The sequence below is a fragment of the Parapusillimonas sp. JC17 genome, from assembly GCF_052180245.1.
Classification (GTDB): Bacteria; Pseudomonadota; Gammaproteobacteria; order Burkholderiales; family Burkholderiaceae_B; genus Parapusillimonas.
This window is the reverse complement of sequence record NZ_CP197474.1, coordinates 2,811,187-2,824,960: the sequence shown is the minus strand read 5'-3', so window position 1 is coordinate 2,824,960 and position 13,774 is coordinate 2,811,187. Positions and strand designations below refer to the sequence as shown.

Below are 13,774 nucleotides of genomic sequence, written 5' to 3'. Positions count from 1 at the left end.
CAGAGGCGCCGCGTGAGTCTTTCACCGTTGTTCATTCAATCTCTCGAAAAAGGCTTGCTGGTCCTGGAGGCATTCGCGCAGCATGAGTCCATGAATCTGCAGGAAATGTCGCGCACCGTCGGCATAAGCACCAGTTCCGCGCAGCGCGTAGCCTATACGCTCGAGCAACTCGGCTACATCACCAGGCAGGCCGGCAGCAAGCGTTATCGGCTAGGTATCAAGGCGATGAGCCTTGGCTATTCGTATCTGGCGAAAGAGCGGCTATTCCGTTCGGCTCACGCCATTCTTCACCGCCTTCATCAGGAATGCGGCGAAAGTGTCAATTTTTCCGTGCCGGATGGTGGCGACATGGTGTTTGTCATGCGCCTTCATACGTTCAAGCATGTGCCGATTTATATGCCGATCGGTGCGCGGATTCCGATCACGGCCTCCGCCTCCGGACGTGCGGTACTGGCCAGTCTTCCTGCGGATGAGGCCGGCAGGCTGCTGGAGCATACGCCTATCGTCCGTCATACGCCGCGCACAACCATGGATGTGAACCGGGTGCGCCAAATCATCGATACGGCACGCGAGGAAGGCTTTGCCTATGCCGACGAAGAGTTCTTCGCGGGCGATGTCAATGTCGCAGCGGCGGTACTCAACGAAGATCATTACCCAGTTGCGGCGGTCAATATCTCGGTTCCCAAACCTCGGTGGGATGTCGCCCGCGCGCGGCACGAGCTGGGTCCCATGGTCGTGCGTGCGGCGCGCGCCATCAGCGCGGGCTGAGTGATTGGGATCAGATCTGCATAGGGTCTGATCCCAATATACCGTTACGGCAGCGCACTGCACATTTGCAACTCAATAGCGATTTCTTTGGAGAACTACGGATGAATGGAGCGGAATTCCTATGCGAATCCCTTTTGATCAATGGCATTGACGTCTGCTTTGCCAATCCCGGCACATCGGAGATGCACTTCGTTGCAGCGCTCGACAAGCAGCCCGGCATGCGTTGTGTGCTGGGGCTCTTCGAGGGCGTGGTCACGGGGGCTGCGGACGGCTATGCACGCATGGCGGGAAAGCCGGCAGCAACGCTTTTGCATCTCGGATCGGGCTTGGGAAATGGTCTTGCGAATCTGCACAACGCCAAAAGGGCGCGGTCGCCCGTGGTCAATATCGTAGGCGACCATGCGCGCCACCATCTTGTCTACGATGCGCCCCTGACCAGCGATATCAAGGGAATTGCCCTGCCGGTATCCAATCATGTGCTGACGGCGGAGTCGCCTGAAACGATCGAGCGGGATATCCACCAGGGAATCGAGGCCGCCATGCGTCCGCATCGGGGCGTCAGCACGATCATCCTTCCGGCCGATGTCGCGTGGAGCGACGTGCCGAAAGGGTTGAAGCCCACCAAGATCGCATTTCCATCCTCGCCGCGAGTAAGTGACGACATCATTGCGCGGGCCGCGACGGCCTTGAAGTCCGATGCTTCCCTGCTGTTCGTAGGTGGCCGCGCTTTGCACGGCCGGGCGCTGGCCTTGGCTCACACGATTGCTCGCCATACCGGTGCCGATCTGCTTGCCGAAGGCTCCAACGCACGCATGCAGCGCGGAATCGGCGCGCCGCCGATCGATAAGCTGCCTTATCCCATCGATGCCGCCATTGCCAGATTGAGATCCGTGCGCGAAATGATCTGTGTTGGCTCCCGCTATCCTGTTGCCTTTTTCGCCTATCCGGGCAAGCCCAGCGTGCTCGCTCCAGCGGAGTGCCGTCACACCGAGTTGGCTTCGCCGCAGCAGGACATCGAAGACGCTCTGGAGCGCCTGATGGCTTTGCTTGGCGTCGGCGAGCTGGCAGCGCCCGAGTCGGTGCAGCGTCCCGCTTTGCCGGTCGCTGCGGCCCGGCCTTTGAACGGCGAGTCGGTGTGCCGGGTGGTCGCGGCGCTGTTGCCCGACAACGCCATTGTCACTGACGAGGGTGTGACGCAAGGGCGCAGTTTCTTTTCTCATAGCCATGGATCCTCGCCGCATGACTATCTTCAACTGACGGGCGGCGCCATCGGCATCGGGCTGCCTTTGGCCGCCGGCGCCGCGATCGCCTGCCCGGATCGCAAGGTGGTCGCGCTGCAGGCGGACGGCAGCGGCATGTATACCATGCAGGCATTATGGACGCAGGCTCGGGAGAACCTGAACTGCCTCACCGTGATTTTCGCGAATCGCCGCTATGCCATATTGCAGAACGAGATGGCGAACGTCGGCGTGACGCATATGGGCAGCAACGCGCAAAGCATGTTGAGCCTGGAAAATCCCGATATCGGGTGGACTCGGCTTGCGGAAGGCCTAGGCGTGAAGGCACGTGCAGTCTCCACCGTATCGGAATTCATCGAGGCATTCGAGCAAGGCTTGAAGTATCAAGGGCCATTTCTGATCGAAGCTGTGCTGTCGGATTGAGTTGGGGTCAGACCCGCCGGGGTCTGACCCCTGCTTCATTTCGATCGAAGGTCAGATCTATTGACGTCCGCCGTTTTCATGCGTCTCCCGGCAGCTCGCTGACATCGATAAGCTTCCAGTCTCGCTTGAGCTGCTCGTAGGCCTGTCGGGCCAGCGTGTTGGCCGAATGGGGACGCATGCATAAATGATAAGTGACGTCGGGCAGGGTAGGCAGGCCATCCTTGCTGCCGAGAACTCGCATATCCGGTGTCAGTAAGTCTATGCAGCGTGGTGTAACGCCGAGGCCGGCGCGCACCAGCGTTTTGATATCCACCAAATTGGGAACGGATTGGACGATTTCCCAGCGCGTATGGGATTGTTCCAGCGCTGTGAGAGCCATATCGCGATAGATGCTGACGCCATCCGCGAGGACAAGCGGCAATGGTGCTTTGGCATCGTACACGTAGTCGGCTGCGCAGAGCCATACCGTGGGAGACCTTCTCAGTATTAAGCCTTGCAAGTCTTGATCGAAGCGAATGGAGATAGCTAAGTCAATTTCCCCGGTGATGAGTTGTTCCATCAGTGTGGGTGCCCGCTCTATGCAGACTTTTATCTTGATCTGAGGCAGCGTGGAGCGCGCGTACTTGAGGATGGCGGGTAGTAGCGATTCGACGGCGTCGTGGGGCGATCCGATATAAATCGTGCCTTGCAACTGGCCGTGCTTGAAGACGCGGAAAATCTCATCGTTGATAGCGAGCGCCTGATTTGCGTACTTCACCACGCGCAGACCTTCCTCGGTCAATACCCTGGCCCGTCCCTGCTTCTTGAACAGGGTCACGCCCAGCAGTTCTTCGAGCCGGTGCATCTGATGAGTGATTGCCGACTGAGTCTTGCACAAGTGCACCGCGGTATCTGAAAAGCTGCCGGTTTTTGCGATCGTGGCTAGGGTCCGCAGCAGTCCTATGTCTACGTTTTGCATGCTTTACTTGGATACATGAATTCAAATAATGAATGGGCAAAATAATTCATTAGTAAATCCCAATTCGGATGAATAGAATAATTTTCACCTAGGCTGAAACCCCTGATTTTCAGTCATGACATATTAATTCTATTAATCACATGATAGGGCATTCCTAATGCAACTGAGTACTCTCCTGGTCCATGCAGGTCGCGATTCCGATTCGCGCAAGGGCATGGTGAATACACCGGTATATAGGACATCCACGGTCGTGTTCGACTCCATGGCGGACTACAGGGCTACCCGCGGATCGAAGTTTGATAACGTGCGTTACGGGCGGCTAGGCACATACACCACCAAGGAGCTCGAGCATCTGATCGCCTCTTTGGAAAACGCCTATCGCGCTGTTCTAACGCCTTCCGGCGTGTCGGCGATCACCACGACGCTGAATGCTCTGGCGCTGCCAGGATCTCATATCCTGGTCCCCGATAACGTCTATTTCCCGTGCCGGGAATACTGCGAGAAGGTCTTACGTGCGCGAGGCGTGGAGGTGGAATTTTACACGGGCTCGAATATCGCGTCGCTGACGCGCCCGAATACTGCCGTCGTGTACTGCGAAAGTCCCGGCTCCCTGACGATGGAGATGCAGGACATCAAGGCGCTGGCAGACGCAGCGCACGAAGCTGGCGCAAAGGTAGTGGCGGACAATACATGGGCCACGCCGATTTTCTTCAGCCCCTTCGAGCACGGGATCGACGTCTCCATTCACGCAGCTACAAAATATCTCGGAGGACATTCGGACGTCATGATGGGCACGATCGCCACGGTGGACCCTGACCTCTGGCTGCAGATTCGTTCCGAAGCTGCAGTCCAGGGCCTGGCAATTAGTCCTGACGATGCCTATCTTATGGCACGAGGCATCCGCACGCTGGGAGTTCGGATGGAGCGACACTATAAGAACGGGGTGGCGATGGCTCAATGGCTTATGGCGCAGCCGAAGGTTGAGACCGTGCTGTACCCGGCGCTGGAAAGCAGTCCCGATCATGCCTTGTGGCAGCGGCAGATGAGCGGAGCATCGGGCTTGATGACCATGGCGCTCAAGCCTTGCAGCCAAGAGCAATGCGACCGTTTCATAGATGCCCTGTCCTTGTTCAGCATAGGAGCGAGTTGGGGCGGATACGAGAGTCTGGTGCTGCCCGCCGATACAGCGGGAAAGCGCAGCATCGCATCGGATCCATATCGCGGTCCACTGGTGCGCCTGCACATCGGTCTGGAGAACATCGAGGATCTTCAGGCGGATCTACGCCAGGCATTCGAAGTGTTGGATTGATCGAGGAGGAGAGCAATAGATGATCAGCGAATTGTTGAAGAAAATGCGACCCGGGACTATCGCGCACGAGCGGTTGCGGGTGGGCACCATGAGCTCTGGAATGGTGATTTCCATACCAGTGACGATCGTCAAGGGGCGCTCCGACGGAGCGTGCCTTTGGGTGAACGGCCAAGTGCATGGCAATGAGTTGAACGGCGTCGTCGCTGCGGTGGAACTGGGCCGGCGATTGAAGCCCGAATCCATGTCGGGAAGCGTCGTGATTACTCCCACGGCTAACCCTCTCGGCTTGGATAATCATACGAAAACTGCACCGCAGGATTTGCAGGACCTGGACCAGGCTTTTCCGGGAAACGCGGGGGGGCTGACTACCAATCAGATGGCGCATGCCTTGTTCAGCGAAGTCAAGTCCGTTGCTTCTTGTCTGGTGAATCTCCACACCATGGGGTCTATACACGATAGCAAGCCTTACTGCGTCTACAAGGTATATGGTGGCGGAGCCGTGGCGGAAGAAAAACTACTGCGTATGACCTCTTATTTCGAACCCTCCGTCTCGTGCCGCATGGATATCGGTGGCGCCGGCGAACTACCCGGCAATATCGCGGGCGCGCTCGACTATCAATGTCTGCTTGTTGGCATCCCGGCATTCATGGTCGAGCTGGGTCAAGGAAGCTGGTACACCCCGGAGAACGTGGAGCTTGCCGTGTCCGGCTTGATGAAGCTCGCCCAAGAGCTCGGAATTCTCGAGGGAACGCCGCAGGCCGGTTCGGAGGTTAGGCGTGTCACGGCACGCCAATGGGTCATCCTTAAGGAAGGGGGATTGTTTCTTTCGACCCGCAAGCCGGGGGAAACAATACCGGCAAATCAGGCGATCGGACAGGTGCTGGACATGCATGGCCGTACTGTATGCGACGTCACGCTTCCCAAGGATTGCATCATCATCGGCATTCGCCGTGATCCCGTTGTACATAGTGGAGACCGCGTCGCGTTCGTCGCCACGCACTGGGATTCGGCGGCATTGCAAAAGTGACATTAGACAAAGGAGAAAAAGATGAAACTAGCACTGACCAAGCTTGCCATCTGTGTTGCGACGGGGTGCCTGGTGCCGGCGCTCTCGCATGCAACCGATAAACCATGGAAGCCCGACGGTCCAGTTACCCTAATTCTTGGCTACGGGGCTGGCGGCGGACACTACGCCTTATCCCAGGTATTGCAAGAGCGCATGTCTCAGGAGTTGGGCCAGCCTTTGATAGTTATGCCCAAACCGGGAGCGGGTGGATTGATCGCGACGGAGTTCGTCGCCAACGCTAAGCCCGACGGTAGAACCATTACCTGGTCGGGTCCGGGCGTGCTGACCATATGGCCTCTGCTTAAGCCCATCAGTTACGACCCGCTCAGACTGACCCCCGTCAATCTCATGGTGCAGATGGGCTACATGCTGGTGACGCAGCCCGATAACAAAGATCTGAATACGGTCAAGGACGTGATCGAGGCCAGCAAGGTCAGAGATGTGACATATTCTTCAGTGGGCATTGGAACGTCGAATTCCATGACGGGACATTTATTGAATGCGATGGCGCCGAGCCAGTTGCGGGAAATCGGATACAAAGGTGGAGGCCCGGCTCTCATGTCTACGATGGGCGGGGAAACGACGCTGGGATTCGGCGATACGGCCACGCATGAGTTGATCTCCGCAGGACGCTTGAAAGCGATCGCGACGACAACGAAAAATAGGGAGTCCAGGTTTCCAGATGTGCCGACCATCGCAGAGACGGTACCTGGCTATGAAGTCACCAACTGGCTTGGAGTCATTGCGCCGCCAGATACACCTAAAGCCATCGTCGACCGTTACCAGGAAATCTTCTCGAAGCTTTTTTCTGAGCCGGACATCGTCGAGAAAGTGAAGCAATTAGGAATGACACCCAGTGTCGGCACGGCGGCGGAGTTCACCGATTTGATCAAGTCGGAAACGGTAATGTGGTCGAAGCTGATCAAAGAGCAGAACATCAAAGTGCAGTAATGCCGTGGAAGGCAAGGAAATTCGGCGCCTGGCCCGGCGCTGTCGGAGGATTGAATGAGTATCATGCAGCAGCGCTACGATTCTGTGCGCACGTTTATGGAAACATTGGAAGACTTGGCCGTACGCCATACCGGCCAGCAACTGCGCGAGCGGATCGCTCCGTTGCTGATAGAGCTGGGCAACCAGACCGAGCTCTTCCCCCCGGACGAGTTTTCGTTACGTCCCGGAAAGCCGGGTGGCCTGTATCAGCTATGGCGGGGTTTGAACGGTGATTTGGCGCTTTATGCTTCCGCCGGCAAAACCGGAAAGAAGCAGCCGCCGCACGATCATACGACCTGGGCAGTCATAGCAGGCGTATTCGGCGAGGAGCACAATGTGTTTTTCGAGCGGATAGACGACCGCTCCGTGGAGGGGCAAGGGATCCTGAAGCAAGTGGATGAGCTGACGGTTCGAGCCGGCAATGCCGCCACGTTGAGCGGAGAGGTCTTCCACACCATAGAAGTCGTTTCCGAAGAAGACTCTCTACATTTGCACCTGTATGGCAGGGCGTTGGATACCCTCAGCGGCCGTGTGAATTTCACTTCGGAAACCGGGGGAGCCTATTCGCGCTTCATGGCGATTCCCGAGACCTACGCTCCATGGATCGATGCTCGGTCTGTCTATGACATGCTGACGGATGGAAAAGAGTTCGCAATCTTGGATGTGCGGGAAAACGGCGTTTACACGCAGGGGCATATTTTCCATGCTGCGTCCATGCCTTTGTCCGTGCTCGAGTTGCGGATCGCTTTAGGGCTACCTTCGCCGCATACACGAATTGTACTCATCGACGATGACGATGGCCTGGCGGTAAGCGCGGCCCGGCAGCTGCAATTGTCAGGGTACCACAACGTGGCTGTGTTGAAGGGCGGGCAGCAGGCATGGAACGACGCCGGATTTCCAGTTTACTCTGGCGTTTTCGTGCCGAGCAAGGCTTTTGGCGAAATTGTCGAGCATCATTATGGAACGCCTCATATCACAGCGCAGGAGTTGGCCGAGCTGCGCACGACGCAAGACATCCTTGTTCTGGACAGCCGCACGCAACAAGAATTTCACATGATGTCCATTCCTGGTGCCTATTCATGCCCTGGAGGCGAACTCGTAGCTCGAGCTTTTGAGCATGAAGGTCCGATCGTGGTGAACTGCGCCGGAAGAACGCGCTCCATTCTCGGTGCGCAATCGCTGATCAATGCAGGCTTGAACAATGTGCGCGCACTCGAGAACGGTACAATGGGCCAGTACTTGGCCGGGCTGCCCTTGGATCGAGACCGGACGGACAGCTATCTGGATCGTCCCGTCGCGCCGGGTGCCCGGGAAGCAGCGCGCAGGGAAGCCGAGCGTCTGGGCATCGGGTTTCTTTCTCCTGACGAGACTCAATCCTTGTGCAGCGATGCCGAGCGAGTCACCTACCTGTTCGACGTCCGCGATCCCGCTTTGTTCGAGCGGTCCAGTCTGGATGGCTCCGTATCGGCGCCTGGTGGTCAACTGGTGCAGCAGACAGATCAGTATGCCCCCATCCGGAATGCAAGAATCGTGGTGTTCGATACCGATGGCGTTCAAGCGCCCATGACCGCGACCTGGCTACATCGAATGGGTTGGGAGGTCTATGTATGCACAGTAGCGCCCGAAAAGTTGGTGCAGCGGCCGCGGCCCCTCGCTGGCGTGGACGAGCATGCCCTAGAGCTGGCTTCCATCCCGGAGCAGGCCATCATCATCGATGTAGGGGATTCGCGAGCGTATCGGAAGGCACATCTAGCGGGAGCCGCCTGGACGGTGCGTTCTAGGCTATCCAGGGCGTTGGCGGGACTGGACAAAACTTCACAACTAGTTTTCACCTGCCAGACTGGCGAAATATCGAGTTTGGCTGCCCAAGACGCCCGGGCGCTTGGACACGATGCCGTCTTCTTGAATGGTGGTGTGCATGCTCTTCCGCCGTCGTGCCTGACGGGCGAAGCGCCCAACTTCCTGACGGAAACCGACGATGTCTGGTACAGGCCCTATGATAGAGAAACCGGCATCGAGGAGGCCATGCACCAGTATCTGAGTTGGGAGGTCGGCCTGCTGGAAAAGGTCCGTGCCGATCGAACGGTTGCTTTCAGGATATAAATGGCGTTATAGACACGGGGCGGAGGCTCGTCGATGGATCTTCAATTGCATGGCAAGAGAGCACTGGTTTGTGGCGCCAGCAAGGGGCTTGGCCGCGCATGCGCGATGTCGCTTGCGCGCGAGGGCGTGGACGTCATCCTGGTAGCCAGGGGAGGCGCGCAATTGCAAGAGGCGGCGGACGCAATCAGCACCGCAACAGGGGCGAAGATCACCTTCGTTGCTGCAGATCTCACCACGGCGGGGGGCCGGGAAGCCGCGCTGCAGGCGGCGGAAAGGCCGGACATACTGGTCACGAACTGCGGCGGGCCTCCACCCGGAGATTTCCGGGCGTGGACTCAGGAAGACTGGATGCGGGCGGTGAATGCGAATATGTATACGCCCATCTCGCTGGTGCAGGGCGTGATCGACGCAATGATTGACCGTCGGTTCGGGCGCATTGTCAACATCACGTCTGCGGCCGTCAAAATGCCTATCGCGGAGCTGGGGCTGTCCAATGGTGCACGTAGCGGGCTAACCGGCTTTATGGCGGGGCTGGCGCGCCAAGTCATCCAGCACAACGTGACAATCAACAATCTCCTGCCGGGCCCCTTTTTGACGGACCGCCTGCAGGGCTTCGTGCAACACGCTTCGGCGGCATCAGGCGTACCTTTCGATCAGGTCATGGAATCCCGTAGGCGAAACATACCGGCTGGGCGCTTTGGCAATCCGGAAGAACTGGGGGATGCGTGTGCCTATTTATGTGGTGCCCAGGCGGGATACATCACTGGCCAGAATCTGCTTATGGATGGCGGAATCTACCCGGCGACGCTCTGAAGTTCGTTCAAAGGGTCAGACCCGCCGGGTCTGACCCCTGCTTCATTTCGACCAAGGGTCAGACCCCATGCGGGGTCTGACCCTGTTTTCTTTTGTGCATGGGGTCAGACCCCGTACGGGGTCTGACCCCACGTTGACACGATTGTTTGCTGGCCTTATCATTTCAGTAGAAATGACTTTGGCCCTTACTATTTTTTGATCCTTCGTGTCACCATGACGACCTCCCACTCTTCGCAGCAGTACGACTTGCGCATCCTGCGCGCCATGCGGCGCATCACGCGTTCCGTCGCGCTGCATTCCCGTCAATTGGCTGCATTCAGCAATATCACGGCGCCTCAGCTGGTCTGCCTGCGTGCCGTCATCGAACGTGGACCGCTGACGGCAACGGCGATCAGCCGTGAAATCCACGTCAGTGCCAGCACCGTGGTGGGCATTCTGGATCGCCTGGAGGACAAGGGCCTGGTCCGGCGCGAACGCGGCCGGGAAGACCGGCGCATCGTATTCGTTTCCGCGACGCCCGAAGGCGTCAAGCTGGCGAGCGAGACCCCATCGCCGCTGCAGCAGAAACTGGCCGATGCCCTCAAGGCTTTACCCGAGCTTGAGCAGGCGACCATCACCCTGTCGCTCGAGCGCATCGTCGACCTGATGGAGTCGGATGGCACTCTTCCGGCAGATCCTCCAGGAGAACCTGCATCGCCCCTGCTTGATGTGCCCATAAGCGGGGCGTTGCCCGAATCCGGATTGGCAGTGTGAATTTAGAAACCAGCACAGACCCCAGCATTTCAACCTTATCTCCCGAACCGGCAGCCAGCGCATCCTCGCGCGACCGGGACATGTACTGGCTGCGAGCGCCAGAACGGTCCGATGCGGCCGACATCCATCGCTTGATCTCGCGGTGTCCGCCGCTGGATCTCAATTCCCTCTATACCTATCTCCTGCTCAGCGAGCACTTCCGCCAGACCTGCATCGTGGCCGGTTCGGAAGACCGCTTGCTGGGCTTCGTTTCCGCCTACACGCGTCCGCAACGATCCGATGTCCTGTTTGTCTGGCAGGTCGCCGTGCATGCCGAGGCGCGGGGGCGCAGGCTGGCGCATCATATGCTCACCCGCCTGCTGCGGCGCGACGCGCTGGCGCAGGTCAAATACATAGAAACCACCGTGGGTCCGGGCAACCAGGCATCGCGCAGCGTCTTCGAGCGGCTGGCGCGCGATCTGTCGGCACCCTTGAAGGAAAGCCCCTTGTTCGACGCGGACCTGTTCGGTGGCCAGTCGCACGACGATGAGCCTTTGCTTCGCATCGGACCATTCCGGTCTTTGGATCAGCCAGGGCCGAATCCGGTTCGATGATCCCTGCAGCAGCAACAACCCCTTTTCCGCACCAATCGTGTCGCGGAAGGGACCGCTCTTTCATAGATTTTCATAACCAAGAGAGGAAGAAACATGATGGACTTAAAAATATTTGACCGGATGGAGTCGCAGGTGCGGGGCTACATCCGGTCTTTTCCAGTCATTTTCAAGCGAGCCAAAGGCTCCGTGCTGATCGATGAAGACAATAAGGAATACATTGATTTCTTCAGTGGCGCCGGCACGCTGAACTATGGCCACAACAACCCGCTCCTGAAGCAGAAATTGATCGAGTATCTCGAGTCGGATGGGGTCGTGCATGGATTGGACATGGCGACCACGGCGAAGAAGTATTTTCTCGAGACATTCGAGCGCGTTTTGCTCAAACCCAGAGGCTGGCAATACACCTTGCAGTTCACGGGGCCAACGGGCACCAATGCCGTGGAAGCGGCCTTGAAGCTCGCGCGCCAGGTGAAGGGCCGGCCGAACGTCGTTTCCTTCACCCACGGCTTCCATGGCGTAAGCGGGGGCTCGCTGGCCGTCACGGCCAATGCCAAGTTTCGCGGCGCAGCGGGCTTTCCGCTGGCGAACACGACCTTCATGCCCTATGACGGCTATATGGGGCCGGACGTCAATACCATTGCCTACTTCGAACGCATGCTGGAAGACACGAGCAGCGGCCTCGACAAGCCCGCCGCGGTCATCGTCGAGACGGTGCAGGGCGAAGGCGGTGTGAACGTCGCCAGCCGCAATTGGCTGAAAGAGCTGGAACGCCTCTGCCGCCAGCACGACATGCTGCTGATCGTCGACGACATCCAGGTGGGCTGCGGCCGTACCGGCAACTTCTTCAGCTTCGACTCGCTGGGCATCCGGCCCGACATCATCACATTGTCCAAGTCCCTGTCCGGCTTCGGCTTGCCGATGTCGCTGGTGCTGATGAAGCCTGAACTCGATATCTGGAAGCCTGGCGCGCACAGCGGTACCTTCCGTGGCAACAATCTGGCCTTCGTCACCGCCGCGCAGGCGCTGGACAGCTATTGGGCAGACGAAAGCTTTGCGGGAGCGATACAACGGAAGGAGCGCCTGGTGCGGGACTGGCTCGAGAACATCGTGCATAGCTACCCGCGCGCGGGGCTGAGTGTCCGGGGCAGGGGATTGATACAAGGACTGGTGGTTCCACCCGGGCACGATATGGCAAACCGGATCGCGAAGGCGGCCTTCGAAGAGGGCGTCGTGATCGAGACGTCGGGAGCGCAGGACGAAGTCCTGAAAGTCTTGCCGGCCCTGACCATCGAAGACGACCAGCTGATGCGTGGTCTGGAAATCATAGAGCGCGGCCTGGGCCGGGTCTTGGCGGAAACGGCCGCGGGCGCGCAGGTATTCAAGCTTGGAGGAAGAGCACGATGATCGTAAGGAACGTCAAGGACGTCATTGGAACCGACAACGAGGTCAAGACGGAAAACTGGCTGAGCCGCCGTGTGCTGCTGCGCAAGGACGGAATGGGTTTCTCCTTCCATGAGACCGTCATCTTTCCCGGGACCGAAACCCATATCCATTATCAGAATCACCTTGAAGCCGTGTGGTGCATCGAGGGGGACGGAGAGATAGAAACCATTGCCGACGGCCGCAAGTATGCCTTGGGACCAGGCGTCGTCTATGCCTTGGACGAGAACGACGAGCATTGGCTGCGCGGCGGCAAAGAGCCATTGCGCGTCATTTGCGTCTTCAATCCGCCTCTTACCGGCTTCGAGGTGCACGACGAGAAAGGCGTCTATCCCGCCGTGTCGGATGCCGCCTGAATCAAAGGAGTACAGTATGAAAACAGCGATCAAGGATCTGTATGTGTCGCGTACGGATCGGAACGCCGCCATCATTGCCCGGCAGGATCCGGTCGTCTATGGCGGCGGCAATTATGCCGATGCGCTCGACGAGCGCCAGCAGGCCAGCTATGAACGCGATGGCTTTCTGTTGATCGAGGATCTCTTCAGTGGACCGGAGGTCGCCGCGCTGCTGCAGGAAGTGCAGCGCATGAGCAGCGATCCCGCCATCACCGGACTGGACGAAGCCATCACCGAACCCGGAAGCGATGCGGTACGTTCGATCTTCCGGGTGCACGAGTTGAGCGAATTATTGAGCGGACTCGCACGCGATCCCAGGTTGATCAACGTCGCCCGCCAGATTCTGGGATCCGAGGTCTACATGCACCAATCCCGGGCGAACATGAAGCCCGGCTTCAAAGGCAAGGAGTTCTACTGGCATTCGGACTTCGAGACCTGGCACGTCGAGGACGGAATGCCGGGCATGCGCGCCATCAGCTGCTCGCTGCTCCTGACCGACAACAACGCTTGCAATGGCCCTCTCATGCTCGTACCCGGCTCGCACATGCAGTTCATAGCATGCAAGGGGAAGACGCCGGACCGCCATTATGAGAAGTCGCTGAAGAAGCAGGAGTACGGCGTGCCCGACCCCGTGAGCCTGCGGCTGCTGGCCGAGCAGGGCGGCATCAAGGCAATGGAGGCGACCGCCGGATCCGTCATTTTCTTCGATTGCAATACGATGCATGGATCCAATGGCAATATCTCGCCTTGGCCACGCGCGAACGTATTCATGGTTTACAACAGCGTGGAGAATGCGCTTCAACCACCCAAGTATGGCTTGAGTCCGCGTCCGGAGCACATCGCCACGCGCAAGAGCTTCGACCCCCTGGTTCCGCAGGAGACGGCGGCGTACGCGTGACGAAGCAGCAGGCAAGCAGGGCGGTGT

13 protein-coding genes are annotated in these 13,774 nt (G+C 58.5%); 12 read left to right on the top strand and 1 reads right to left on the bottom strand.

All coding sequences use genetic code 11. The features are described 5' to 3' along the window. The first annotated feature begins 12 nt into the window (after positions 1-12). Positions 13-768, top strand: coding sequence for an IclR family transcriptional regulator (locus ACSBPU_RS13645; RefSeq protein WP_442592625.1), 756 nt, complete (start codon positions 13-15; stop codon positions 766-768). Positions 769-869: 101 nt separating this feature from the next. Further along, complete coding sequence (locus ACSBPU_RS13640; protein ID WP_442592624.1) at positions 870-2,429, top strand: acetolactate synthase large subunit; 1,560 nt, start codon at positions 870-872, stop codon at positions 2,427-2,429. A gap of 76 nt (positions 2,430-2,505) precedes the next feature. Here ACSBPU_RS13640 and ACSBPU_RS13635 read toward each other — a convergent pair whose 3' ends face one another. Further along, the gene (locus ACSBPU_RS13635) at positions 2,506-3,387 is read right to left on the bottom strand and encodes a LysR substrate-binding domain-containing protein (protein ID WP_442592623.1); all 882 of its coding nucleotides are present in this window, start codon (positions 3,385-3,387) and stop codon (positions 2,506-2,508) included. Between the two features lie 157 nt (positions 3,388-3,544). Between ACSBPU_RS13635 and metC the strand changes: the two genes are divergently transcribed. From metC to thpD, 10 genes are all read left to right on the top strand, one after another. After that, positions 3,545-4,696 (top strand): cystathionine beta-lyase, encoded by a 1,152-nt coding sequence (metC, locus tag ACSBPU_RS13630; RefSeq protein ID WP_442592622.1) that lies wholly within the window; start codon positions 3,545-3,547, stop codon positions 4,694-4,696. Between the two features lie 19 nt (positions 4,697-4,715). Further along, positions 4,716-5,723, top strand: coding sequence for a M14 family metallopeptidase (locus tag ACSBPU_RS13625; RefSeq protein WP_442592621.1), 1,008 nt, complete (start codon positions 4,716-4,718; stop codon positions 5,721-5,723). Positions 5,724-5,744: 21 nt separating this feature from the next. Further along, positions 5,745-6,713, top strand: coding sequence for a tripartite tricarboxylate transporter substrate binding protein (locus tag ACSBPU_RS13620; RefSeq protein WP_442592620.1), 969 nt, complete (start codon positions 5,745-5,747; stop codon positions 6,711-6,713). A 54-nt stretch (positions 6,714-6,767) separates the two neighbouring features. Next, positions 6,768-8,855: a rhodanese-like domain-containing protein gene (locus ACSBPU_RS13615; RefSeq protein ID WP_442592619.1), complete on the top strand. Its 2,088-nt coding sequence runs from the start codon at positions 6,768-6,770 to the stop codon at positions 8,853-8,855. Between the two features lie 33 nt (positions 8,856-8,888). Beyond that, a complete protein-coding gene (locus tag ACSBPU_RS13610) occupies positions 8,889-9,668 on the top strand; it encodes an SDR family oxidoreductase (RefSeq protein WP_442592618.1) in 780 nt (259 codons plus the stop codon). A 213-nt stretch (positions 9,669-9,881) separates the two neighbouring features. After that, positions 9,882-10,421 (top strand): MarR family transcriptional regulator, encoded by a 540-nt coding sequence (locus ACSBPU_RS13605; protein WP_180067911.1) that lies wholly within the window; start codon positions 9,882-9,884, stop codon positions 10,419-10,421. After that, positions 10,409-11,014, top strand: a complete 606-nt coding sequence (gene ectA, locus ACSBPU_RS13600) for a diaminobutyrate acetyltransferase (protein WP_442598349.1) — start codon at positions 10,409-10,411, stop codon at positions 11,012-11,014. Before ACSBPU_RS13605 ends, ectA begins: the two co-directional genes overlap by 13 nt. A 96-nt stretch (positions 11,015-11,110) precedes the next feature. Then, complete coding sequence (gene ectB, locus ACSBPU_RS13595) at positions 11,111-12,418, top strand: diaminobutyrate--2-oxoglutarate transaminase (protein ID WP_442598347.1); 1,308 nt, start codon at positions 11,111-11,113, stop codon at positions 12,416-12,418. Next, the gene (locus ACSBPU_RS13590; RefSeq protein ID WP_180067912.1) at positions 12,415-12,810 is read left to right on the top strand and encodes an ectoine synthase; all 396 of its coding nucleotides are present in this window, start codon (positions 12,415-12,417) and stop codon (positions 12,808-12,810) included. Before ectB ends, ACSBPU_RS13590 begins: the two co-directional genes overlap by 4 nt. 16 nt (positions 12,811-12,826) lie before the next feature. Next, positions 12,827-13,747 carry an ectoine hydroxylase gene (gene thpD / locus ACSBPU_RS13585; RefSeq protein WP_442592617.1) on the top strand — a complete coding sequence of 307 codons (921 nt, stop codon included), beginning with the start codon at positions 12,827-12,829 and terminating at the stop codon, positions 13,745-13,747. Positions 13,748-13,774: the final 27 nt, after the last annotated feature.

Excerpts from the sequence above, each read along its gene's own strand:
- metC (WP_442592622.1), top strand. The coding sequence starts at position 3,545 with ATGCAACTGAGTACTCTCCTGGTCCATGCAGGTCGCGATTCCGATTCG.
- ACSBPU_RS13625 (WP_442592621.1), top strand. The coding sequence starts at position 4,716 with ATGATCAGCGAATTGTTGAAGAAAATGCGACCCGGGACTATCGCGCAC.
- ACSBPU_RS13620 (WP_442592620.1), top strand. The coding sequence starts at position 5,745 with ATGAAACTAGCACTGACCAAGCTTGCCATCTGTGTTGCGACGGGGTGC.
- ACSBPU_RS13610 (WP_442592618.1), top strand. The coding sequence starts at position 8,889 with ATGGATCTTCAATTGCATGGCAAGAGAGCACTGGTTTGTGGCGCCAGC.
- ACSBPU_RS13635 (WP_442592623.1), bottom strand. The coding sequence starts at position 3,387 with ATGCAAAACGTAGACATAGGACTGCTGCGGACCCTAGCCACGATCGCA.
- thpD (WP_442592617.1), top strand. The coding sequence starts at position 12,827 with ATGAAAACAGCGATCAAGGATCTGTATGTGTCGCGTACGGATCGGAAC.
- ACSBPU_RS13640 (WP_442592624.1), top strand. The coding sequence starts at position 870 with ATGAATGGAGCGGAATTCCTATGCGAATCCCTTTTGATCAATGGCATT.
- ACSBPU_RS13605 (WP_180067911.1), top strand. The coding sequence starts at position 9,882 with ATGACGACCTCCCACTCTTCGCAGCAGTACGACTTGCGCATCCTGCGC.
- ACSBPU_RS13590 (WP_180067912.1), top strand. The coding sequence starts at position 12,415 with ATGATCGTAAGGAACGTCAAGGACGTCATTGGAACCGACAACGAGGTC.
- ectB (WP_442598347.1), top strand. The coding sequence starts at position 11,111 with ATGGACTTAAAAATATTTGACCGGATGGAGTCGCAGGTGCGGGGCTAC.
- ACSBPU_RS13615 (WP_442592619.1), top strand. The coding sequence starts at position 6,768 with ATGAGTATCATGCAGCAGCGCTACGATTCTGTGCGCACGTTTATGGAA.